Below are 23,052 nucleotides of genomic sequence, written 5' to 3'. Positions count from 1 at the left end.
TGTGCGGACTTCATTTACCGGCACCCCGCGGGCTACCGTTGCGCTCATGGGTGCACAGCGCGCGGGAAACAACAGCGCCTCGTCGGATCGGGCTGAGGATCTGGAGGGCTTCGGTGTCGCGGTAGTACACGAGGACGGCCGATGGAAAGTCAAGGCCCTCACCTCGGCTGCTCTGACCAGTCTGAGTACCGCGGAGGAGGAACTTCGGTCCCTCCGCAGCGCGGGCGCGTTCTTCGGACTGCTGGACGTGGACGACGAATTCTTCATCATCCTGCGGCCTGCGCCGTCGGGCACAAGACTGCTGCTGTCCGACGCCACCGCGGCCATCGATTACGACATCGCCGCCGACGTGCTGGATGCACTGAACATCGAGGTGCCCGACATCGACCCGGACGACCTCGACGACGTCGAGCCGTGGGAGGAGGGTGATCTTTCTCTCCTCGCCGACCTGGGACTGCCCGAACCGGTGCTGGCTGTCATCACCGCCGAAACGGACCTGTATCCGGACGAGCAACTGGGCATGATCGCTCAGCGACTGGGCTTCACCACGGAGCTGTCGGGGGTTCTCGACAAACTGCCGCGTTAGTTCGCATCCAGTGACACTTCAGGACGACGAGCGGATGATCCGCGCGGCAATCGAGGCGGCCCGGGCCGCCACCGACGCCGATGTGCCGGTGGGCGCCGTGGTGTTCGACGCTGACGGTGTCGAGGTGTCGCGGGCCGTCAACTCGCGTGAGGCGATGTCGGACCCGACAGCGCACGCGGAGATCATGGCGCTGAGGGAAGCGGCGAGGGTCTACGGAGACGGGTGGCGCCTCGAAGGTGCGACGCTGGCCGTGACGCTCGAACCGTGCACGATGTGTGCCGGAGCGCTGGTGCTCGCGCGGGTGTCGCGCGTGGTCTTCGGCGCATGGGAGCCGAAAACCGGGGCAGTCGGCTCCCTCTGGGACGTAGTCCGCGACCGCCGGCTCACGCACCGGCCGCAGGTCCGCGGGGGTGTTCTCGAAGACGAGTGCGCCGGAATCCTCGAGGATTTCTTCCGAGAACGCCGCTGACCGGTTTCAAACGTTTTCGTGGGGTACTCGACATTGTGTAGCCGGGTCGGCACGACCCGTGCTTTTCTGGAGACAGGCGCTGAACGAGGCGCCGCCGGGCCCGGCACCGGGTCCGAAACGGATTCACGGAGGTATCTCATGGGAATCGCAGACAAAGCGTCGAACAAGGCCGAAGACCTCAAGGGTCAGGCGAAGGAAACCACAGGCAAAGCAACCAACGACAAGGACCTGCGCGACGAGGGCAAGGCCGACCAGGCGTCGTCCGCTGTCAAGGACGCCGGCGAGAAGGTCAAGGACGCCGCGTCGAACCTCAAGGACAAGCTCACGTAAAGCGGCTCCACCTGGCGATTTCAGGCTCGGGCGCCACATCCGGTAAAGTCACCGGCGGTGGCGTGTCCGAGCGGCCTAAGGAGCACGCCTCGAAAGCGTGTGACGGGTAACCCCCGTCCGAGGGTTCAAATCCCTCCGCCACCGCCAAGGGCAAAGCCCCTGATCCGGTCCTTGCGACCAGGTCAGGGGCTTTCCTGCGTTTACGTGCCTGTTGCAGCGTGTGCTCCGGCTGAAGCAATGTTGTTTCCTGCAGGCTGTCTGTGTGGCACGGTGAAGGTGGCGACCACACAGAGTATTGCGACGGTGAAGCATGCCGCGGTGTACCAGAGATTCCCGACGGGATCGCCGTTGCTCGTGACGCCGTCGACCGTGCCCGCGTAGTCGGGCAACGCGCTGACCCAGAGCAGCGCCATCACGCTCAGGTACACCACGCTGTAGCGCCGGACGAAGTCGTTGGTGTACGCAGGAACATCCGAATTCCCCCGGCGCAGCGCCAACCACTGGCGGACGAGAATCCACGTCGCGACCAGGGTGACGACGACCAGTTCCGTGGCGTAGAGAACCCCGCGGGCGGTTGTGCTTCCCATTCCGAGGACCGTCGCCGGGAGCGGCAGGATGAACGTGCCCAGCGACGCCAGTACACCGATGACGGCAGTGCGCCACACCAACTGGAGGCCAGAGAAGCGCTGACCTCGGTCGACGTGACGACCGACGAAGAATTGGACGCAGAACGCCAGCGACATCGGCCACAGCGCGGCGAACACGACGACGCTCGGGAGCGGCACGGAATCGAACATCGGCTGGTTGAGCGGATTCTCGGTCGACCACTCCCACCACCGCAGCTGCGGTCCGAGATGGTCGAAGATCTCGTAGAAGGCGTGGTGGACGAAGCCCACGCAGACCGCACCGACGAGAACCCCGTATCGACGGAAAACTCCGAGCATTCTGACGATCTCGAAGGCCAACGTGGCCATCAACGGGTAGATCGCGATGATGTACAGCGGGAGTCGACCCCACAGGAAGTCCACGGTGAAAACGTTGTGCGCGAACATCGTGTCCACGTGGTCCTCGATGCCGAAGGCTGCGGGGAAGTACAGGGGTGGCTCGATGATGAACAGGTACGCGGTCGCGCCGAACCAGAGCACCAGGTTGGTGGGATCGCCGTTCCGTCGCAAGCGCACGATCGCGAGGACGAGCGCGAGCACGGAACCGAGAACGATGGTGGCTTCGAGAACCGGCAGCGTCCAGTTCTCCAACGCCAGCGGGCTGCGGACCTCGACGAGTCCACCGGCTTCCTGGCACGAAAAGCCGAGTTCCGTCGCGAGTTGGTCGAACGTGGGTGAGCAACGATCCGCCATCAGTTCGCCTCCGAAGACGCGACCGTCCCTGCGGTGTACCAGTGCGTGACGTCGTAGCCGGCGTCGTAGCGCTCGAACCACACGTCGGCGAGTGCAGGCAGCTTCTCGTGGTCCGGGTTGTGTTTCGGCAGCTGACTGCGGATGATGCCCACCAACGCAGTGAGTTGCTTGCCGAGCGGAAGATCGTCGAACGCGCGCATCATCAGGCCGTTGTTCTCCGCGCGCAGCAGTGGCAACCGCTTGCGCAGGTTCTGTTGACGCCGGTACGAGGCAAACATCGACAGGGCATCGACCTTGCGATCCTCGACGGGGACATGCTGGTTGAATCCTTCGCAGGCGATTCGGATCACTTTCAGCACGTGCCGGAAGATCGACGGCGCCATCCGCATCCGGTACACGTCGCTTCCGACAACGGAATCGAAGATGATGAGCGCAGAACTTCGGTGTTCGACTTCCTCGACGAAGTGCCAGATGAACAATGACGCGACCCGGTCGTCTCCGGGCCGGAACAGCGTCGAATCGTTGTCGAGCATCAGCTTGAACACCGGAGTGAAGGTTGCTTCCAAGTCGGCGGTGTACGCCAGGCGGTAGTTCAGCGAGGTCTGGGCGGTGAGCCGGTCGAATTCTCCGATCACCTCGTCGAGAGTCTCCTGGAGTCCCGGGTACCGATCGATCAGGCCTTTGACGTGTTGGCGGTGGGCCGTCGAGTGCTGCCCTTCCTGGCGCATGAAGGCGTCCGCCTCCGCGGCAACGGCGGGATCGGTGATCAGCGGCTTGGTTTGGAGAATCATCTTCACGATCATCTTCTCGAAGCCGATCGCCAGGAACGAGACCGCGTTGGCCATGCTCGAAAAGGCCGGATTCTCTTCGTTCCACACGAAGGGAACGTCGTAATCCGCGAACGCAAAGCGCATCTTTCGGACTTGAAGATCGGTCACGGTGCGATACCTCGTCTTTCGAAGCGGGCTGGGTGGCCCCGTTCGATGCGTCGAAGCCACAGTGGCGACAATCATACATATGGAGACCGAACTGTATGATTACTTTCGTACCTCCGGGGCCGAATGACGCCTCGGCCGACGGCCCGGACCCTGTGGTAGCGTCGCCGTTCATCCGGATGGGCGCGCACCCGCCGTGGGTTGTGCGCGCTGGGCGGACAGAACTCGATCCGAGGAAGCGGGCAGTGGCACGAAGGCGTGGGTGGGGCGGTAGTCCACCCGGCAACGACGAGGAAGCGTCCCGCCGAATCGTTGCTGCTGCAGTGGAACTGATCGGACGAACGGGATCGGCGATCAGCATCGCCGACGTGGCGGAGTCGCTCGGCGTCATCCGCCAGACGGTGTACCGATACTTCGCCAGCGCCGACGCTCTGATGCGGGCGGCGGCCATTGCGTCCGTCGACGGATTCCTGGATCGGCTGGCCCGGCAAGTCGAAGGCATCGAGGATCCTGTCGACGCGATGACCGAGGCAGTGGTGTACACACTGGCCGAGGTGCGTCGGACGCCCCACCTGGGGATACTGCTGTCGAGTTCGTACTCGAACGTCGATCCCGACGGCCTCACCTCGCACGAGGCGCACACCTTCGGAATGACGATGATCAAGCGCTTCGACGTCGATTGGGAGCGCTGTGGGTACGACGACCCCGCACTTCAGGATCTCGTCGAGTACGTGCTTCGAACGATGCAGTCGTTCTTCGTTTCCCCGGGAAGTCCGCCGCGGAGCGACGATGACATGCGGCGTTACCTCCGACGCTGGATGGGTCCTGCGATCGTTGCCCCGATCCAGTCGGTCGCGCCGGATCGAGGAGTTTAGGGGCGAGGCTTCTTGCCCGTGCCGGCCCTCGAACGGGTTGATCTCGGCTTTCAGCCGGTGAATTCTCTGCTATCAGGGATATTTCGCAAGATCCCGAATCGATGTGTGCCAGCCTGTTTCGGGCCGAGGCCGTGGGGTAACTGCAACAAACACGTCCGCTTCGGACCGACCGACGCGTATCCACGTTCACGCAGGAGGCAGGGCCAACACATGACCATTTCCGGTGGTAACCCCACACAAGACCAACCGGGTGCGTGGGCCGGTCCCACAACGCACCCCCGCGACGAGTCGGCGACGAACGTCGCGAAGCAGCAGGCGAGCGAAGTCGCGAGTGACGCGGCCGGGGCGGGCAAACACGTCGCCGGAGTGGCAGGTGAACAAGCGCAGAATGTCGCCGGCGAGGCGACGCAGCAGGCCAAGGACCTCCTGCGGCAAACACGGAGCGAATTGACCGATCAGGCGGCTACGCAGCAGAAGCGGGTGGCGTCGGGTCTGCGTGCCCTCGGTGACGAGTTCGGATCGATGGCGAGAAACTCGGAGCAGTCGGGGATGGCGACCGATCTCACGATGCAGGTTGCCGAGAAAACACATGCCATCGCCTCGTGGCTGGACGACCGCGAGCCCGGGCACGTTCTCGACGAGGTGACCCGATTCGCGCGGCGCAAGCCAGGAACCTTCCTCGCTCTCGCCGCCGGCGCCGGATTGGTCGCCGGCCGACTGGGCCGCTCCTTGATGTCCGCGAACGACGACAGCGATGCCTCGGCCACGGACCGAGCCCGCGGCGGTCAGAGTGAACAGTGGCCGCCGGAGTTGCCGGGTGCCGGCGCAATGCCTCCGGAGCCTGAGCATCTACACGACGCGCCCCCGCAGTACCCGCCGTCTCAGTACCCGCCCGCCCAGAATCCGCCACAGCCCGGCTACACCCAGCCGGGATACCCGCAGCAGCCGGGATACACGGAGCCTGGATACGCCCAGCCCGGATATGCCGGGCAGCCTGGGTACACCCAGCAGCCGGGATACTCGCAGCAACCCGGATACGCCCAGGAGTCCGGCTATCCGGAAACCGGGTACCCGCCTGCCGGCCCGGACGTGACGCGATGAACGCACCCTACGGAGCCCGGGCCGAGGGAAACGGCACCGAGCCGCCGTCCATCGGCGAGTTGCTGTCGAACGTCAGTGAAGATCTGACCGTCCTGATGCGGCAAGAAGTGGCGCTCGCGAAAGCCGAAGCGACGCAAACCGCCAACCGTGTCGGTAAGGGTGCGGGCATGCTGGCCGGCGCCGCGGTAGCCGCGCACTTTGCGGTGCTCTTCCTGTCCGTTGCCGCGTGGTGGAGCCTCGGCAACGCGATCGGACGCGGCTGGTCCGCGCTGGTCGTGATGCTCGTGTGGGCGATCATCGCCGCCGTTCTCGCCGTGCTCGGTCGCGCGGCACTGAAGAAGGCACGTGGCCTCCCGCAGACCACCGGCACCGCCAAGAAAATTCCCGACGCGCTCACCCCACGCCCCCAGGAGTCGCCATGACCACCAGCCAAGATCCCGACCGTATCCGCGCCGACATCGAACGCACACGCCGCAATCTCAGCGTCGACGTGGACACCCTCGCTCGGGAAGCGAACCCCACCACGATCGCGAAGAGAAAGGTGGGCAGGATGACCGGCGCGGTCAGCGGCGTGCGCGACCGCGTGATGGGATCGGCTCAGGACGCCGGGTCGAGCCTCGCCGACGCGCAGAGTTCCGCTGCCGACGCCGCGCAGTCCGCACCTGGTGCGGTGCGCCAACACACGCAAGGCAACCCCTTGGCGGCCGGACTGATCGCCTTCGGTGCCGGCTTGCTGCTGGTGGCGTCGATGCTTCCTGCGAGCGAGCGCGAACAGCAGGCCGCTCTCGCCGTGAAGGAGAAGGCCGAGCCCCTCACTCAGGAACTCACCGATGTCGCGAAAGATGCGGCCCAGAATCTGAAGGAACCCGCCCAGAACGCCACCCAGGCGGTCAAGGAGACGGTCACCGACGCCGCGGACACCGTGAAGGAGGAGGGAACGTCCGCCGCTCAGAACGTGCAGGGCCGTGCGGCCGACGCGAAGGACACAGTCCGAGAACAGCAACGCTGAGTCGCGACGCAGGCGCCCCGTTCGGGTTCACCGCTCGAGCGGGGCGCGCGCGTTCGGCGTCGCAGCGCGAACCCAGTGACAGCTATTGAAGCTGCAACTACCCTGTCTGCATGAAGAAGCTGTGGTTGGCCATCGGCGGAATCGTTGCCGTCGTCGTACTTGCGGTGCTGGTCGGCCCCTGGGCCTACGGTCGGTTCATCGCCGAGGACGACGCCCCGGCGGCGTCGGTGTCGACCGAGGGCGCCGAGGCCGCTTCCGGGCCGGTCGACGGGCAGTGGACGGTCGCGCCGGGTGAGGAGTCCAACCAGACCTCCGCCGGCTACACGGTCCACGAGATCCTCAACGGCGCGAGCGTAACGGTGGTCGGCTCTACGGGCGAGGTCACAGGTTCGGCCACCGTCGAGGCCGAGAAACTCATCGCCGGAGAGGTGAGCGTGCAAGTCGCCGGCATCACCACCGACCAGTCTCGTCGGGACAATCAGTTCCGCGGCAACGTGATGGACACCGACACGTATCCGACCGCGACCTTCACCGTCGACGAGCCGGTCGACCTGTCCGGTCTGCCCGCCGACGGCTCGGTGGGAACGGTGACCGCCCAGGGCACGCTGACGCTCAAGGGGCAGTCACGGCCGGTCACGGTGGACATCGACGTTCTGCGGTCCGGCGATGACCTCATAGCGTCGGGCAGCATTCCGGTCACCTGGACGGACTTCGGTGTACAGCCGCCGTCATTGGGCTTCGTGACCGTGGACGGCAGCGGCACCGTGGACTTCCTGGTCAGCCTCGCGCGTTCCTGACGGCGCCCATCCGGGCGGCCCGAACGCGTAGCCGAGTTTGTCGCGCCACGACCGTGCTCCGCGCCAGTCCCGTCCGATCGCGGCGTATTCGTGTGTTTGCAGCTTCCAGATGTTGTACGTCCCGACCGGCTTGGTGAGTCCATAAGTGGGGCGATGAGTTTCGGCCTGGAACGTGCCGAACATCCTGTCCCACACGATGAGGATGCCGGCGTAGTTCCGGTCGAGATACTCGGGGTCGCAGCCGTGATGGACTCGGTGATGTGAGGGAGTGTTGAACACGAATTCGATCGGCCGGGGAAGCTTGTCGATCCGCTCGGTGTGCACGAAGAACTGGTAGACGAGGTTCACGGAGAATCCGATGAAGACCATCCACGGTGGAATGCCGATGAGCGGCAGCGGAATCCACATCAGAATCTCGCCGCTGTTGTTCCACTTCTGCCGCAACGCGGTGGCGAAGTTGAAGTACTCACTCGAATGATGCGCCTGATGGGTGGCCCAGATCAGCCGGATGCGGTGGGCCATCCGGTGGTAGGTGTAGAACAACAGGTCCACTCCGACCAGCAGGATCACCCAGGTGTACCAGGCGTTCGCCGGTAGATGCCACGGTGCGAGATACACCCAGATCGCGGAGTAGCCGACGAGTGCCAGCAGCTTCCACGCGGCCGTCGTCACGATGGAGACTGCGCCCATCGACACGCTTGCACGGGCGTCGCGTCGATCGTATCCGCCAGGTACCGGACGGGACCGGCCATCGGGACCGATCGGTGCTTCCTCGAGGTGGCGGGCGGCCAGCCACTCGATGGCGAGGAACAGGACGAACGCGGGAACGGCGAGCGTCACCGGTTCGTGAAGCGGCTCCAAGAGGGTCGAACTCCACGCCGAGATCACGGTGTCCCACATGCGTCCTCCGCACAATACGATCGTCCAGTTCAATGTACGTGACGCCGGTCACTCCCCGCCGATCGGTCCGGCAGCGGGTGCGCGCGAGTTTGCTCCTTTTCATACTCAGGTGATAGGAATTCGGGGTGCACATCACCGCCAAGGTGGACTACGCCGTGCGGACCCTCATCGAACTGGCCGCGGCCGGGCAGTCACCGTCCAAAGCCGAGTTTCTGGCACACGCGCAAACCATTCCCCACAAGTTCCTCGAAGCCGTGCTCGCCGATCTCCGGCGTGGCGGACTGGTGAACAGCAGACGCGGCCCCGACGGCGGCTACTGGCTGGCCCGCCCCGCCGAGGACATCACCATCGCCGACGTGATCCGTACCGTCGAGGGCCCGTTGGCCTCGGTGCGCGGCGAGAGACCCGAGGATGTGGAGTACGGCGGGCCGGCGGCCAAGCTGCAGGACGTGTGGATCGCCGTGCGAGTGAACCTGCGTGCGGTGCTCGAGAACGTGAGTGTGGCCGACATCGCGGAGCAACGGTTGCCGAACTTCCTCACCGAACTGACCGCGGACCCCGGCGCGTGGAAACGCCGTCCCCGCACGGTTACAGCGGCGGGCGAGGACGCACAGCGCGGCTGATCGTGCGGGCCGCCGCACGCACGAGCGGGACGAGAGTGCTGGGCGAAGCGCCTTCTGCGGACACCACCAGGGACACGGCTGCGATCGCTGTTCCCGGACGTTCGAAAATCGGCGCCGCGACCGACACTGCATCCATGGTCACTTGACGGTCACTGATCGCGACCTCGGACCGGCGAATCTCGGCGAGGACGCGCCGCAGCACGGACGGGTCCGTGATCGTCCGTTCCGTGAACTTCTCGATCGGCGCGGCCAGCACCGCTTCCTGCACGTCGGCGGGCATGTACGCCAATAGTGCGAGCCCGATCCCGGACGCCGTCAGGGGGAACCTCCCACCCACCCGAGTGTGTACGGGTACGGCCTTCTGCCCGGCGATCCGTTCGACGAACACCACTTCGGTGCCCTCGCACACGCCGAGCTGCACGTTTTCGCGGGTGATCTGCGAGAGGTCTTCCATCACCGGCATCGCGAGTTCGCGGAGCATCGTGCCCCGAGGTGCGAGGGAAGCGATCTCCCACAATTTGAGCCCGACGGTGAACCGTCCGCTGGAATCCCGCTCGAGCGCGCCCCACTCGATGAGGTCGCCGGCGAGACGATGCACGGTGCTGAGCGGGTAACCGGACTTCCGTGCCAGATCGCTGAGGGTCAGGCGCGGGGCAGCCGGGGTGAAGAGTTCGAGCAGGCGCAACGAGCGGATGGTTACCGACCCGGTGACTCGCAGCGACTTCCCCGGCTCGTCGGGTGGCAGGCGACCACCGCGCGCCGCACCCGACAAGGGGGAAGTCATGACCCGTCCTCCCACTCAGATTTCCAACGTCAGCCGCGGACACGTTGCCCGCGAGACACAAATCATCATGGTGTCGTTGGCGGCCTGCTCTTCCGGTGTGAGCAGGGAGTCCCGGTGATCGACAGTACCGCCGAGCACGGGCGTCTCGCAGGTTCCGCACGTTCCTTCCTCGCAGGACGAGATCACATTCACTCCGGCGGCGGTCACGGCCTGGAGCACTGACTGCTCCGGGGTCACCGTGATCGTCTTACCGCTGAGCGTCAACTCCACCTCGAAACTGCCGGAGCGCACCGGGTCGTCGAGGTCTTTGGCGGTGAATCGCTCGACGTGCAGCGTCCCGGACGGCCAGGTGTCGCAGTGTTCGGTGACGGCGTCGAGCAGGGGCGTAGGCCCGCAGCAGTAGATGAGGGTGCTCTCCCGGACGGTCCCGAGCAGGGCGGGCAGGTCGATCCGGCTGTGCTCGTCCGCGGGGCAGAGCATGACCTTGTCGCCGAATCGTTCGACGAGGGTGTCGGCGAACGCCATCGAACCACGGCTGCGTCCGCCGTAGACGAGAGTCCATTCGGCACCGGCGTTCTCGGCGGAGGCCACCATCGCGAGGATCGGGGTGATCCCGATGCCGCCCGCGATGAACACGTATCGCGGGGAGGGTTCGAGTTCGAAGTGATTGCGCGGGCCGCGCACGGTGACGCGGTCGCCGGGACTCAGCTTGTCGTGCACGAACTGTGAACCACCACGACCCATTGCCTCGCGCAGTACCGCGACCCGCCAGACCCTGGTGTCGGCGGGGTCGCCGCACAGCGAGTACTGGCGGGTGAGTTCGGGGGTGAGAACGAGGTCGATATGTGCTCCGGGAGTCCATGCCGGCAGGTGGGTGCCGGCCGGGTCCCGGAGTTCCAGGACGACGACTCCGTCGGCGCCGGTCGTCTTGGTGGCCAGTTCCAGTTCGAGCTCGGTGTCGCGGTGAAGAGGCATGAGGAATTCTCCGGGTCAGACGGGCGACGCGGTCGCGGTGCGAGGCTCGGCAGTGATCGGTTCGCGGGGAGCCGCCGGGTGATGCCCCTCGGGGTGAGCGAGGAGCCACTCCCAGAGCGGGGCGGGCGCTTCTTCCACCCGCCGTGCACCGCAATGGCATTCGCCTTCGAGAAGGTCCGAGTCCGGTAGCCAGAGGATGCGCATGACATTGTCGCCGCGGAGCATCCTGATCGATTCCACGACTACCTCGCTGCCACGGCGGGGACGGCCTGCGGCCGGTCGGCCAGTTTCTTCAGGATCCGGCGTGCACCCAGTCCGCCGGCGTCGATGTTGATCGACAGTTCCTGGTAGCCGTCCTTCTCGGTGTCGAGTGCCTTCTGCAGCACGTTGAGTGCCACGACGTCCTGCATGACGACGGTGCGGTTGTTCTCGGCGAGGAATGTCGTGACGCCTTCGTCGCCGAGTGCGAAGTCGCGGGCGACCGCCCAGAAGTCGAGGGTGGTGTTCTCCGTCGACGGGGTGATCGCGTAGACGATTTCGGTGTGGAAGGCGTGCGAGTCGTCGCCGTCGTCGCCGGGGAGAGGGGCGCCGACCGGGGCGATGCGGCTGTGCAGCAGGTACAGGCACGGCGGCGTGTACTCGATGTCCTGCCAGCGGGTGATGCGTCCCTCGATGCCGGTGGACTTCGAGTAGAACGGCGGGCACTCGGCGTCGTCCATGTGCCGGGACACGTAGATGACGCCGCGGTCCTCGTCGACCTCGGTGGTGATCGGTGTTTCCGCGACCTCGGGGGTGCCGATGTATCCGCCGTGCAGATACGTCTCGTGGGAGAGGTCCATCAGGTTGTCGACGAGCAGGCCGTAGTTGCAGTCGATCGGTTCCATGCCGGACACCACGGTGTAGTCGGGGGAGTCCATCCACGGTGCGCGGGGGATGCGGGTGGGGTCGCCTTCGACGGGGTTCGCCGGGTCGGCGATCCAGACCCACACGAACGCGTCCTGCTCGACCACCTGGTACGAGCGCAGCCGGGCGGTGCGGGGAACGCGGGCCTGGCCGGGGACGAACACGCAACCGCCGTCGCTGCCGTAGGTGAACCCGTGGTAACCGCACACCACCGTGTCACCGTCGAGCCGGCTCGGCGCCTCGGACAGCGGATAGCGGCGGTGCACGCAGCGGTCGCTCATTGCGACGACGTCGCCGGTCTCGGTGCGCCAGAACAGGATCGGCTCCTCGCAGATGGTGCGGGAGAACAGTTCCCGTCCCACCTCGCGGCCGTACGCGGCGACGTACCACTGGTTGCGGGCGATCGTTGACATGGAGAGCCTCCAGAAGTTGCAGGACAGCGGTGAACAACGCGGACGCTCGACGGGGACTGCGGCATCGGCGTCGTCTCCACCACTCTGGGGGATGGGACGTGACCCACCACACTCCGTTTCCGAATGCCGGAAGAGTCACTGCTGCGACGGGGACACTCAGGCCTTACGTGCGAGATACGCGAACATCGTCACGGACATGTGGAAGTCGCCCTCGCGGGCCCCCGACTCCAACTGGTCGAGGAACGAGGTGCGCTCGGGAGGGGAGATCGTGCCTTCTGCAACCGCCGCATCCGTCATCATCCGCACCAGCGGACCCGTGGCATCACCGGGTTCCTGCATCAATGCCTGCGAACCTGCGTCCTCGACGACGAGTCCGGCCCGGGTCAACTGGCCGGGCAGGAGTCGCCCGGATTGTGGATTGGCCGTGTGCGTGAGCATCACCTCGGTGATGCGCTGGAGAACGTCGGGATCGCCCGGGTGCAGGATCGCCGTCCCCCAGTCGCTGTCGAGGAGCACGGCTCGACCCCCCGGCTTCAGGACGCGTGCCACTTCTGCTGCCGCTCGTTCCGGTTCGGTGAGGTGCTGGAACACCCGCTCACAGCGCACGGCGTCCAGGCTGTCGGTCGCAAAGGGCAGGGAGTAGACGGTGCCGACGAAAAACTGCGCGGTCGAGTCCGCGGCCGCGGCCCGTTCGCGCGCAAGGAGCACCATTCCGGGATTGGGATCGAGGCCGATCGCCTGCCCCGACGCTCCGACGGCGGTAGCCATGGCCTGAGTCTCCGATCCGGTCCCCGACCCGATGTCGAGTACACGTTCCCCGGATTCGAGGCGGAGCGCGTCGGAGGACCAGGCACGCAGACGACGGATCCCCGGCCGCTCGGCCTGGATGTCGAGGACGGATGCGAGTTGTTCGAGGGCGCTTCGGTCTATCTCGTCCGACCGGAACGACAGCGGCGCAGCCGGTTCTGCCATGGGCCAACGGTAGTCCAGCGGTGACCGGGAGCACAGCGGATCGACGGAGTGGTGAACGCCATAAAAATTGCATGCCTCTGCAAAATTGCAGAGATCTGCAAGTTCTGTACCGTGGATGAGGTGATTTCGGAATTGGGACTGCGGGACCGCAAGAAGGCTGCCACTCGCGCAGCTCTCAGTGGTGCCGCTGCGCGTTTGGCCCGGGCGCTGGGTATCGAATGCGTCACTGCAGACGCCATTGCGTCCGAGGCGGGTGTTTCGACTCGGACGTTCCACAACTACTTCTCCAGCAAAGAAGAGGCAGTCCTGGCGCATTTCGAGGAGTCCGTTCACGACTGGGTGAACTTGCTCCGCGCTCGTCCCGAGGACGAGCCGATCTGGGACTCCCTCGAGCACGTGGTGGTCCAGATCGTCACCGATCCTGCGAAACCGCTCGAAGAGACCGCCGTGATGATGGAGCTCGTCGAGACCAGTCCCGCACTGCTCGCGAAAAAGCTCGAGGTGCACCTTCGGGTTACCCGCCTGGTCGGTGAGGTGATCGCCGAACGGACGGGCACGAACATCGACACCGACCTCTACCCCAACCTGCTCCACATGGCAGTCGGCTCGGCATGCAAGGTGTCGCTCGATCTCTGGATGAGCGGCAAATCGGGTGCAAGCGGGCCCGAGGAACTGGTCCGCGACGCCATGCGTCAACTTCGTCAGGGAATCCCGCAGCCGTAACCGGTTGCGCCCGAACCCCTCGTTCCACCGACTCTCGAAGGAGCCTCCCGTGGCCACCTATCTCTATCGGATCGGCAGATTCGCCTACCGGCGAAAAGGTTCGGTCATCAGCGTCTGGTTGGTGATCCTCGTCCTCATGGGTGTGGGGGCCGCAACCCTGTCCGGCCCCACCAAGGACTCGTTCTCCATTCCCGGCACCCCGGCGCAGCAGGCGCAGGACCTGATGGCCGAGCGCTTCCCCGAAGCGGCCGGCAACAATCCGATGGAAGCGGTGAGCGCACGGTTCGTCTTCGCCGCACCCGAGGGACAGACCCTCGAGAGTGAACAGAGCCAGCAGGCGATGGACGCTGTGCTCGCCGAGGTGCGGGGAATCGAACAGGTCCAGGACGCAGCCAAGGTCGATCCCGCGGTCGCTTCGGGAGCCGACGCTGCGCAGGCGCTGGTCAATCCGGTAGAGGCGAACACACAACTCGTCGACATGGCGAAGTCGTCCGCGGCGGACAAGGGGATCAGCGAAGAGACGGCCGTCGCGAACGCACAAGCGCTGTCTCCGCTCAACGCCGACAAGACGGTCGGCTACGTCGAGGTGCCGTTCAAGGGTGACATGGGCGACGTGGACCAGGCCCTGCGTGATCAGATCGCGTCGGCCGCCGATGCCGGCCGCAACGCCGGCCTGACCGTCGAGATCAGTGGTTCGGCCGCCAACGAAGCCGAGCCGCCGGGCGGTGCCACCGAGCTCGTCGGAATCGGTGTGGCCGCAGTGGTTCTGGCCTTGACCTTCGGTTCGCTCGTCGCGGCCGGCCTCCCGCTGATCACCGCGATCATCGGGATCATGATCGGCAGCCTCGGAATCACCGTGGCCACCGGCTTCACCGACTTGAGCTCGATGACGCCCACCCTGGCCATCATGATCGGCCTGGCCGTCGCCATCGACTACTCACTGTTCATCGTGTCGCGTTTCCGACACGAACTCTCCCTCACGGAAGACCGTGCAGAAGCGGCGGGACGTGCGGTCGGGACTGCCGGTTCTGCTGTGGTGTTCGCCGGTCTCACCGTGATCATCGCCTTGATCGCGCTGCGCGTCGTCGGAATCCCGTTCCTCACGGACATGGGTGCGGCCGCCGCATTCACGGTGTTCATCGCCGTCTCGATCGCGCTCACGCTACTGCCGGCCATCCTCGGGCTGTTCGGCCGCAAAGCGTTCGCCGGAAAGATCCCCTTCCTGCAGAGTCGTGACCTCGAGAACGACGAGGGCAAGCCGAGCTTCGCACTGCGCTACATCAGCGCAGTGGTGCGCAGGCCCGCGATTCCGTTGATTGCCGGTGTCGTGTTGCTGGGCGCACTCGCCATCCCCGCGGCGGGACTCAGTCTCGCGCTTCCGAGCGAGGGCACGGGCGATCCCGCCACCAGCTCACGGCAGGCGTACGACCTCGTGAGCGAGGGCTTCGGTCCCGGCAAGAACGGTCCGCTGCTCGTCGTCGTCGACGCCAAAGACCTCACCTCCGGTGCACCGGCCGCTGCGTTCGACGAGGTCGTCAAGACCATCTCGACTCAGGACGACGTGTCCAACGCTCAGATCGTGGGCGTGAACAAGGCCGGTGACACCGCGCAGATCCTGGTGACACCGCACAGTGCACCCAGTGATCCGGCGACGATGGACCTGGTGAACAACATCCGCGGCGCGGAAACCGCGCTGCACGATTCGATCGGCGTCAACTACGGCGTCACCGGCCAGACCGCGCTCGAAGGCGACGTGTCCGAAACCCTGCAGGATGCACTGATTCCGTACCTTGCAGTGGTCGTGGGTCTCGCCTTCCTCCTCCTGCTGCTGGTGTTCCGTTCGTTACTGGTGCCGCTGACGGCCACACTCGGCTTCCTGCTCAGTGTCGCCGCCACCTTCGGTGCCACGGTTGCCGTGTTCCAGGAAGGCTGGGGTGGCATCATCGCCAACCCGCAGCCGATCGTGAGCTTCATGCCGATCTTCCTGATCGGAGTCGTATTCGGTCTCGCGATGGACTACCAGGTGTTCCTGGTGACCCGGATGCGCGAAGAGTATGTCCACGGCGCGACCGCGAAGCAGGCCGTCACCGTCGGCTTCAACCATGGCGCCCGGGTGGTCAGCGCCGCCGCGATCATCATGATCTCGGTGTTTGCCGCCTTCATCGCCGAACCCAACTCGTTTATCAAGTCGATCGGGTTCGCCCTGGCGGCGGCAGTGTTCTTCGACGCCTTCGTGGTCCGCATGGTGATCATCCCGTCGGTGATGGCGCTGCTCGGCGACAAGGCGTGGTGGCTCCCCAAGTGGCTCGACAAGATCCTGCCCAACGTCGACATCGAGGGCGAGAAGTTGCGTCAGGCGCTGCCCGACTCGGATGACGCGCTGCAGCCCACGCGGTAGGCGCTCCGCGCCCGTGAGTGGTTAGGGAGTCTCTGGACTCCTCAACCACTCACGGGGCTGCAGGCCCGGTAACCTTCGAAGATCATGATGACCCGTCAGGATCGCCGCCCATGCTGAACCGCTTGCTCTCCACCTACCTTCGCCCGTACAAACGGGAATTGACGGCGGTGGTCCTGTTCCAATTGGTCGCGACGGCGGCCGCTCTGTACCTACCCAGCCTCAACGCCGATCTCATCGACAACGGGGTCACGAAGGGCGACACCGGCTACATCTTGTCGACGGGTGGCCTGATGTTGCTCGTCACCGTCGTGCAAATTTTGTGTTCTATCGGTTCCGTGTACTTCGGCGCGCGCGCGGCAATGGGATTCGGGCGTGATGTTCGCCGCGCGGTGATGCATCAGGTCGGGAGCTTCTCCTCCCGCGAATTCGGCCGCTTCGGCGCGCCGTCGCTGATCACCCGGAACACCAACGACGTGCAGCAGGTCCAGATGCTCGTCGTGATGAGCTGCACGATCCTGGTGATGGCGCCGATCATGTGCGTTGGCGGTATCGCGATGTCGGTGCGCGAGGACGTCGGGCTCGCCTGGATCCTCGCCGTCACCGTGCCGGTCCTCGGATTGTCCATGGGATTCGTGATCTCGCGGATGGTGCCTGCTTTCCGGGAGATGCAGACCCGGATCGATGGCGTCAACCGCGTCCTGCGCGAGCAGATCACCGGCATCCGCGTGGTGCGGGCGTTCGTCCGTGAGGGCTCCGAGATCGAACGTTTCGAGACGGCAAACGAGCGGCTCACGCAGACCGCTCTCCGCGTCGGCCGCCTCACCGCGGTGATGTTCCCACTGGTCATGGTGATCGCCAATATCACCAGCGTGGCCGTCATCTGGTTCGGCGGGCACGAGATCGGCAGCGGCAGTATGCAGATCGGTTCGCTGACCGCGATGCTCAGCTACATCATGCAGATCCTGATGTCGGTGATGATGGCGTCGTTCATCGCCATGATGGCGCCGCGGGCGACGGTGTGTGCAGAACGCATCGGTGAGGTGCTGGCCACCGAGTCCACTGTTGTCCCGCCGGCAGAACCGATCACCGGGGTCGAGCACCCGGGTGTGGTGGAACTACGCGACGCTCAGTTCAAGTTCCCCGGAGCCGACGAACCGGTGCTCCGCGACATCAGCTTCCGGGCAGAACCGGGAAAGACCACCGCCATCATCGGCGGCACCGGATCCGGTAAGACCACCCTGCTCTCGTTGATTCCCCGCCTCATCGACGCCACGTCCGGTACCGTCACCGTCTCCGGGATCGACGTCCGGCGTCTCGACCTCGACTTTCTGCGGTCGGGGATCGGCTTGGTTCCGCAACGGCCGTACCTGTTCTCGGGCACTGTCTCCACCAATCTGCGGTACGGCAAACCCGACGCGAGCGACGAGGAGTTGTGGCACGCCCTGGAGATCGCGCAGGCCGCCGATTTCGTCCGGGCGATGCCGGAGGGTCTGGACACCCCGATCGCGCAGGGCGGCACGACGGTGTCGGGCGGGCAGCGACAGCGGCTCGCCATCGCGCGGGCTCTGGTGCGCCGGCCGTCGATCTATCTGTTCGACGATTCGTTCTCGGCCCTCGACCTGACCACCGACGCTCGACTGCGCGCCGCCCTCGAACCCGAGACGGCCGACGCTTGCGTGATCATTGTCGCGCAACGGGTTTCGACCATCGTGGAAGCCGACCAGATCCTGGTCCTCGAGGACGGCGCGATCGTCGGCATCGGCACCCACGACCACTTGCTCGACACCTGCCCCTGTTACGTCGAAATCGTCGAATCCCAACGATCGGTTCAGGAAGCCCTATGAGCGATCGCACGAGCACCGCAACCGCCGAAAAGCCGGTCGGCCCCCGAATCCCGGGTCCCGTTGCACCGGGAGCACCTGGTTCCAAACCGCACGCCCTGTGGCCGTCCACCAAGAGGCTGCTGGGACGGTTGCGGCCACACCGCATCGCCGTGAGCGTCGTCATCCTGGTCGCCGGGGTGTCGGTGGTGCTCACGTCCATCGCCCCGCGCCTGCTCGGTCAGGGCACCAACGTCATCTTCGACGGCATCGTGGGCAAGCAGTTGCCGGCGGGAATGTCGAAGGACCAGGCCGTCGCCGCACTGCGGGCCGACGGGCAGGGCACGTTCGCGGACATGGTGTCCGGCATGTCGGTGGTACCCGGAGTCGGTATCGACTTCGGTGAACTCGGCCGGGTGCTGGCGATCGTGCTGGCCCTGTATCTGGGGTCCTCGGTGTTCATGTGGTTGTCCGGGTACCTCCTCAACATCGTGGTACAGGGAGTCGTCAAGAACCTGCGCGCCGAAGTGGAACGCAAAATCCACCGGCTTCCGCTGCGCTACTTCGATTCCCATTCCCGCGGTGACCTGCTCAGTCGCGTCACCAACGACATCGACAACGTATCGCAGTCGTTGCAGCAGACGATGAGCCAGCTGATCGTCTCGGCCATGACCGTGATCGGCATCCTGGTGATGATGATCGTGATCTCACCGCTGCTCGCTCTCATTGCGGTGCTCACCGTCCCGCTGTCGGTGCTCGTGACAGCGCAGATCGCGAAACGGTCCAAGACCCACTTCGTTGCGCAGTGGAAATCGACCGGGGCGCTCAACGCCGAGGTGGAAGAGGCGTTCACCGGCCACGAACTGGTCACCGTGTTCGGCCGCAGCCGTGAGGTGGAAGCCCGGTTCGAGGAGCAGAACGAGAACCTGTACCAAGCGAGTTACCGGGCGCAGTTCATCTCGGGGCTCATCATGCCCGCGATCATGTTCCTCGGAAACCTCAACTTCGTGGCCATCGCCGTTCTCGGCGGCATGCGAGTGGCGTCCGGCACGATGAGCCTCGGTGACGTGCAGGCATTCATCCAGTACTCCCGCCAGTTCACGCAGCCGCTCACCCAGATCGGGGCGATGGTCAACCTCATGCAGTCGGGGGTGGCCTCCGCCGAGCGGGTGTTCGCGATCCTCGACGAGGACGAGGAGGAGCCGGATCTGCTCGACGCCCGGACCCCCGAACTGGCGAAGGGGCACGTGGAGTTCTCGAACGTCTCCTTCAGTTACTCGCCGGAGAAGCCGCTGATCGAGAACCTGTCCCTCGTGGCCGAGCCGGGACAGATGGTCGCGATCGTCGGACCCACCGGGGCGGGAAAGACCACGCTGGTCAACCTCATCCTGCGGTTCTACGACCTCGACGGCGGCAGGATCCTCCTGGACGGTGTCGACATCGCCGAGATGTCACGCGACGATCTGCGGTCCCGAATCGGCATGGTGTTGCAGGACGCCTGGCTGTTCGGCGGCACCATCCGCGACAACATCGCCTACGGGCGGCCCGAGGCCACGGAGGAGGAAATCCTCGCGGCGGCCCGGATCACCTACGTCGACCGTTTCGTCCACTCGCTGCCGGACGGCTACGACACCGTCATCGACGAGGAAGGCAGCAACATCAGTGCGGGCGAGAAGCAGCTGATCACGATTGCCCGTGCGTTCATCTCGCAGCCGTCGATCCTGATTCTCGACGAGGCGACGAGTTCGGTGGACACCCGCACCGAACTGCTGGTGCAGCACGCCACCGCGGTCCTGCGCAGCGACCGCACCAGCTTCGTGATCGCACACCGGCTGTCGACAATTCGGGACGCCGACCTGATCGTCGTCATGGAGGACGGACGCATCGTCGAGCAGGGCAGCCACGACGATCTGCTGATTGCGCGCGGGGCGTACTACCGGCTGTACAACAGCCAGTTCGTGGGTGCCGACGTCTGATCGTGCGCGCCCTTATTTCACGAGGGTGAACTGCATGACGTCGATGTGCCCGGAGCGGAAATGGGCTGCGGAACCGAGAAGATACTTCATGAACCGCTCGTACATTTCCGGTGAGGACAGTTCGATCGCCTCGGCGCGGCGTGCCGTCAGCGCGTCGGCCCAGTGCTCGAGCGTCCGGACGTAGTGCTGCTGCAACGATTGGATCCGCTCGACCCGGAAATGCGCTTTGTCGACGGCCTCCTTGATCCACTGCGGTTGGGGTAGTTGGCCACCGGGAAAGATCTGCCGCTTGATGAAGATGTGGAAGAGAGCGTTCTCGCGGGTCACCGGGATACCCATCTCCTTCAGGGCCGACAGAGGATGGCCGATGATCGTGTGCAGAAGCATCCGGCCGTCGTCCGGCAACATGTCGTAGCAATTGGAGAAGAAGACGTCATACCGTTCGCGCCGGAAGTGCTCGAAGGCGCCGATACTGACGATGCGGTCCACTTTCTCGTGGTATTCTTCCCAGCCCCGAAGATGGACCCGCCCCGTCCGGGGACCGGCATTGTCCGCCAGCATCCTGCTCACATGGTCGTACTGATTGCGGCTCAACGTCAGGCCTTCGACGTTCACGTCGTATTTTTCCATTGCCCGCAGCATTGCCCCGCCCCAGCCGCACCCGATGTCGAGAAGGGTCATTCCGGGGCGCAGATCGCACTTGCCGAGTGACAGATCGATTTTCGCCCGCTGCGCCTCCTCCAGGGTCATGTCCTCGCGTTCGAAGTACGCGCAGCTGTACGTCATGGTCGGGTCGAGGAACAGTGCGAAAAAGTCGTCGGAAAGGTCGTAGTGAGACTGCACCTGCCGATAGAAGGGTTTCAACGCTGCTTGCGACATACCTGACCCCTTATCTCCTCGAGCCGACCGCCTCTCGGATGATCCGGAAGACTCTTCGTGACGACTCTGCCGAGGGGATACCCAAACTTCTCCCACTGACTCACGTTTGCGTGCTCGCTGACGTTGCGTCCTTACCGACATCGGGGCGGTGGACCAGGACGCAGCGCCGACCATGATTGGATACATCCGTGAATGCTGTAGTCCCGGCCCCGCCCGATACGTTCTTCACCGTAGGTACCCGACTCGAGGGACAGCTGGGCCGCACCGGAACCATTCACACCCCGCACGGCGACATCGCGACGCCGTCGTTCGTGGCCGTCGGCACCAAGGCCACGGTGAAGGCGGTGCTGCCCGAGAGCATGAAAGAACTCGGCGCGCAGTCCGTGCTCGCCAATGCCTACCACCTCTACCTGCAGCCCGGGCCGGACATCGTCGACGAGGCCGGGGGACTGGGCAAGTTCATGAATTGGGACGGCCCCACCTTCACCGACAGCGGTGGTTTCCAGGTGATGTCGCTGGGGGTGGGTTTCAAGAAGGTCCTCGCCATGGAAGCCGTCGGGGTGCGGTCCGACGACGTGATCGCGAAGGGCAAGGAACGTCTGGCCACGGTCGACGACGACGGCGTCACGTTCAAATCCCACCTGGACGGGTCGCGGCATCGATTCACCCCCGAGGTGTCGATGCAGATCCAGCATCAGCTCGGCGCCGACATCATGTTCGCGTTCGACGAGCTCACCACCCTGCTGAACACTCGCGGCTACCAGGAGAGGTCCGTGGAGCGTACCCAGGCGTGGGCCGTGCGGTGCATCGCCGAGCACGAGAAGCTCACGGCCGAACGGGCGCACCGCCCCTATCAGGCGCTCTTCGGTGTCGTCCAGGGCGCCCAGTACGAGGATCTGCGCAGGCAGGCATGCCGGGGGCTCGAGTCGATTCGCGGGGAGAGTGGACGCGGATTCGACGGGTACGGCATCGGCGGGGCTTTGGAGAAGCAAAATCTCGGCACCATCGTCCGCTGGTGCAACGAGGAGCTGCCCGAGCACAAGCCCCGGCACATGCTCGGCATCAGCGAACCGGACGACTTCTTCGTGGCCATCGAGAACGGCGCCGACACCTTCGACTGCGTCAACCCGTCACGTGTGGCGCGCAACGCGGCGATCTATCACCCTGACGGCCGGTTCAACATCAACACCAGCAAGAACCGTCGGGATTTCACGCCGATCGACGAGAACTGCGACTGCTACACCTGCGCCAACTACACGCGGGCCTACCTGCATCACCTGTTCAAGGCCAAGGAGATGCTGGCGTCGACGCTGTGCACCATTCACAACGAACGGTTCACCGTGCGACTGGTCGACCAGATCCGCGGGAGCATCGAGGGCGGCTACTTCGAGGAGTTCAAGGCCGACACCCTGGGCCGCTTCTACGCCTGAAGGACGTAGGTCGGTTCCCGCTTCTTCACGTAGGCAATGACCCGATAGGTGACGGGCATGACCAGCACCTCGATCAGGGTCTTCCAGAGGAAGCCCACGATCACGTAGTTGGCGAAGTCGGTCCACGTGGTGATGCCGATGGCGCCGGCGGCGATGGAGCAGAAGATCAGCGTGTCGGCGAACTCCCCGACGACGGTGGAGCCGATCAGCCGCGCCCACAGGTGCTTCTCCTTGGTGCGTTCCTTGATGAGGACCAGCGTCACCGAGTTCAGCATCTGACCCACCAGGTATCCGGCGAGTCCGGCGAGCAACAGCCGGGGGTAGACACCGACGACGGCGCTGAGGGCGTCCTGGTTTTCGTAGAAGTCGGCGGCGGGGAGTTCGAGGAGGAGCCAAAAGCAGAATGCGGCGAGAATCAGGGCGCCGAATCCCAGGTAGATGGCCCGTCGCGTCGACTTGAACCCGTACACCTCGCTGAGGACGTCGCCGAGGATGTAGGCGAGCGGGAAGAGGAAGAAACCACCGTCGGTGATAACGGGCAGGATCTGCAGCGGCCCGAGGGTCAGAGAGGAATCACTGAAAAATGCGACACCCTTGGTGGCGCAGATATTCGAGATCAGCAGCGTCGCGGTGAACAACGCGACGATCGTGGGGTAGTACCCGCGACTGACGTGCGCGAACGTGGCTTGGTCGGCTTGCTCTACGTACTGATCTGAGGCTGTCACGCCGCAATCCAAGCACTTGCAGGTGGAGCGGCGCGAATCAGGAACGGGTGAACGTACCTTTTGTCCGATCT

At 65.0% G+C, this 23,052-nt stretch carries 24 protein-coding genes and 1 tRNA gene; 15 read left to right on the top strand and 10 right to left on the bottom strand.

Annotated features, from left to right (window positions below; all coding sequences use genetic code 11):
- Window positions 1-46: 46 nt before the first annotated feature.
- The 4 genes from NOF53_RS14595 to NOF53_RS14580 all read left to right on the top strand — a co-directional run bounded on the left by NOF53_RS14595 (window position 47) and on the right by NOF53_RS14580 (window position 1,532).
- Window positions 47-586: a tRNA adenosine deaminase-associated protein gene (locus tag NOF53_RS14595; protein ID WP_255969634.1), complete on the top strand. Its 540-nt coding sequence runs from the start codon at window positions 47-49 to the stop codon at window positions 584-586.
- 10 nt (window positions 587-596) lie between these two features.
- Window positions 597-1,055: a nucleoside deaminase gene (locus NOF53_RS14590; RefSeq protein WP_255969631.1), complete on the top strand. Its 459-nt coding sequence runs from the start codon at window positions 597-599 to the stop codon at window positions 1,053-1,055.
- A gap of 138 nt (window positions 1,056-1,193) precedes the next feature.
- The gene (locus NOF53_RS14585; RefSeq protein ID WP_159918878.1) at window positions 1,194-1,385 is read left to right on the top strand and encodes a CsbD family protein; all 192 of its coding nucleotides are present in this window, start codon (window positions 1,194-1,196) and stop codon (window positions 1,383-1,385) included.
- 56 nt (window positions 1,386-1,441) lie between these two features.
- A tRNA-Ser gene (locus tag NOF53_RS14580) sits at window positions 1,442-1,532 on the top strand.
- A gap of 53 nt (window positions 1,533-1,585) precedes the next feature.
- Here the strand turns inward: NOF53_RS14580 and NOF53_RS14575 are convergent.
- On the bottom strand, window positions 1,586-2,743 hold the full coding sequence (locus NOF53_RS14575; RefSeq protein WP_255969628.1) for a hypothetical protein: 1,158 nt from the start codon (window positions 2,741-2,743) through the stop codon (window positions 1,586-1,588).
- Window positions 2,743-3,681 carry a metal-dependent hydrolase gene (locus NOF53_RS14570; protein ID WP_255969625.1) on the bottom strand — a complete coding sequence of 313 codons (939 nt, stop codon included), beginning with the start codon at window positions 3,679-3,681 and terminating at the stop codon, window positions 2,743-2,745. The genes NOF53_RS14575 and NOF53_RS14570 overlap by 1 nt, the downstream gene beginning before the upstream one ends.
- A 242-nt stretch (window positions 3,682-3,923) precedes the next feature.
- Here NOF53_RS14570 and NOF53_RS14565 point away from each other — a divergent pair, with 242 nt between their 5' ends.
- From NOF53_RS14565 to NOF53_RS14545, 5 genes are all read left to right on the top strand, one after another.
- Window positions 3,924-4,553: a TetR/AcrR family transcriptional regulator gene (locus NOF53_RS14565; protein WP_255969622.1), complete on the top strand. Its 630-nt coding sequence runs from the start codon at window positions 3,924-3,926 to the stop codon at window positions 4,551-4,553.
- Window positions 4,554-4,763: 210 nt separating this feature from the next.
- Complete coding sequence (locus tag NOF53_RS14560) at window positions 4,764-5,654, top strand: hypothetical protein (protein WP_255969619.1); 891 nt, start codon at window positions 4,764-4,766, stop codon at window positions 5,652-5,654.
- Window positions 5,651-6,076 carry a phage holin family protein gene (locus NOF53_RS14555; protein ID WP_255969616.1) on the top strand — a complete coding sequence of 142 codons (426 nt, stop codon included), beginning with the start codon at window positions 5,651-5,653 and terminating at the stop codon, window positions 6,074-6,076. The genes NOF53_RS14560 and NOF53_RS14555 overlap by 4 nt, the downstream gene beginning before the upstream one ends.
- Entirely contained in the window at window positions 6,073-6,663 is a 591-nt protein-coding gene (locus NOF53_RS14550) for a DUF3618 domain-containing protein (RefSeq protein ID WP_255969613.1), read from the top strand. The genes NOF53_RS14555 and NOF53_RS14550 overlap by 4 nt, the downstream gene beginning before the upstream one ends.
- A gap of 110 nt (window positions 6,664-6,773) precedes the next feature.
- Entirely contained in the window at window positions 6,774-7,460 is a 687-nt protein-coding gene (locus NOF53_RS14545) for a YceI family protein (protein ID WP_255969611.1), read from the top strand.
- Here the strand turns inward: NOF53_RS14545 and NOF53_RS14540 are convergent.
- Complete coding sequence (locus tag NOF53_RS14540; protein ID WP_255969609.1) at window positions 7,392-8,360, bottom strand: sterol desaturase family protein; 969 nt, start codon at window positions 8,358-8,360, stop codon at window positions 7,392-7,394. The genes NOF53_RS14545 and NOF53_RS14540 overlap by 69 nt on opposite strands.
- A 125-nt stretch (window positions 8,361-8,485) precedes the next feature.
- Here NOF53_RS14540 and NOF53_RS14535 point away from each other — a divergent pair, with 125 nt between their 5' ends.
- Window positions 8,486-8,983, top strand: coding sequence for an RrF2 family transcriptional regulator (locus tag NOF53_RS14535; RefSeq protein WP_255969606.1), 498 nt, complete (start codon window positions 8,486-8,488; stop codon window positions 8,981-8,983).
- Here the strand turns inward: NOF53_RS14535 and NOF53_RS14530 are convergent.
- From NOF53_RS14530 to NOF53_RS14510, 5 genes are all read right to left on the bottom strand, one after another.
- On the bottom strand, window positions 8,949-9,701 hold the full coding sequence (locus NOF53_RS14530; protein WP_308213826.1) for an IclR family transcriptional regulator: 753 nt from the start codon (window positions 9,699-9,701) through the stop codon (window positions 8,949-8,951). The genes NOF53_RS14535 and NOF53_RS14530 overlap by 35 nt on opposite strands.
- Before the next feature lie 81 nt (window positions 9,702-9,782).
- Window positions 9,783-10,742, bottom strand: coding sequence for a PDR/VanB family oxidoreductase (locus NOF53_RS14525; protein WP_255969599.1), 960 nt, complete (start codon window positions 10,740-10,742; stop codon window positions 9,783-9,785).
- Between the two features lie 15 nt (window positions 10,743-10,757).
- The gene (locus tag NOF53_RS14520) at window positions 10,758-10,982 is read right to left on the bottom strand and encodes a hypothetical protein (RefSeq protein ID WP_255969596.1); all 225 of its coding nucleotides are present in this window, start codon (window positions 10,980-10,982) and stop codon (window positions 10,758-10,760) included.
- A 2-nt stretch (window positions 10,983-10,984) separates the two neighbouring features.
- Window positions 10,985-12,058: an aromatic ring-hydroxylating oxygenase subunit alpha gene (locus tag NOF53_RS14515; protein WP_255969593.1), complete on the bottom strand. Its 1,074-nt coding sequence runs from the start codon at window positions 12,056-12,058 to the stop codon at window positions 10,985-10,987.
- Between the two features lie 156 nt (window positions 12,059-12,214).
- A complete protein-coding gene (locus NOF53_RS14510) occupies window positions 12,215-13,030 on the bottom strand; it encodes a methyltransferase domain-containing protein (RefSeq protein ID WP_255969590.1) in 816 nt (271 codons plus the stop codon).
- A 120-nt stretch (window positions 13,031-13,150) separates the two neighbouring features.
- Between NOF53_RS14510 and NOF53_RS14505 the strand changes: the two genes are divergently transcribed.
- From NOF53_RS14505 to NOF53_RS14490, 4 genes are all read left to right on the top strand, one after another.
- On the top strand, window positions 13,151-13,753 hold the full coding sequence (locus NOF53_RS14505) for a TetR/AcrR family transcriptional regulator (protein ID WP_255969587.1): 603 nt from the start codon (window positions 13,151-13,153) through the stop codon (window positions 13,751-13,753).
- 49 nt (window positions 13,754-13,802) lie between these two features.
- Complete coding sequence (locus NOF53_RS14500) at window positions 13,803-16,151, top strand: MMPL family transporter (protein WP_255969584.1); 2,349 nt, start codon at window positions 13,803-13,805, stop codon at window positions 16,149-16,151.
- A gap of 110 nt (window positions 16,152-16,261) precedes the next feature.
- The gene (locus NOF53_RS14495; protein ID WP_255969581.1) at window positions 16,262-17,995 is read left to right on the top strand and encodes an ABC transporter ATP-binding protein; all 1,734 of its coding nucleotides are present in this window, start codon (window positions 16,262-16,264) and stop codon (window positions 17,993-17,995) included.
- Window positions 17,992-19,947 carry an ABC transporter ATP-binding protein gene (locus NOF53_RS14490; RefSeq protein WP_255969578.1) on the top strand — a complete coding sequence of 652 codons (1,956 nt, stop codon included), beginning with the start codon at window positions 17,992-17,994 and terminating at the stop codon, window positions 19,945-19,947. Before NOF53_RS14495 ends, NOF53_RS14490 begins: the two co-directional genes overlap by 4 nt.
- 12 nt (window positions 19,948-19,959) lie before the next feature.
- Here NOF53_RS14490 and NOF53_RS14485 read toward each other — a convergent pair whose 3' ends face one another.
- A complete protein-coding gene (locus NOF53_RS14485; RefSeq protein WP_255969575.1) occupies window positions 19,960-20,826 on the bottom strand; it encodes a cyclopropane mycolic acid synthase family methyltransferase in 867 nt (288 codons plus the stop codon).
- A gap of 188 nt (window positions 20,827-21,014) precedes the next feature.
- On the opposite strand from NOF53_RS14485, the gene tgt reads away from it, so the two are divergent.
- The gene (gene tgt / locus NOF53_RS14480; protein ID WP_255969572.1) at window positions 21,015-22,256 is read left to right on the top strand and encodes a tRNA guanosine(34) transglycosylase Tgt; all 1,242 of its coding nucleotides are present in this window, start codon (window positions 21,015-21,017) and stop codon (window positions 22,254-22,256) included.
- Here the strand turns inward: tgt and NOF53_RS14475 are convergent.
- Window positions 22,247-22,981: a queuosine precursor transporter gene (locus NOF53_RS14475; protein WP_255969569.1), complete on the bottom strand. Its 735-nt coding sequence runs from the start codon at window positions 22,979-22,981 to the stop codon at window positions 22,247-22,249. The genes tgt and NOF53_RS14475 overlap by 10 nt on opposite strands.
- Window positions 22,982-23,052: the final 71 nt, after the last annotated feature.

The sequence above is a fragment of the Rhodococcus tibetensis genome, from assembly GCF_024438035.1.
Taxonomy (GTDB): domain Bacteria; phylum Actinomycetota; class Actinomycetes; order Mycobacteriales; family Mycobacteriaceae; genus Rhodococcus_F; species Rhodococcus_F tibetensis.
This window is presented reverse-complemented; position numbering and strand designations above follow the sequence as displayed.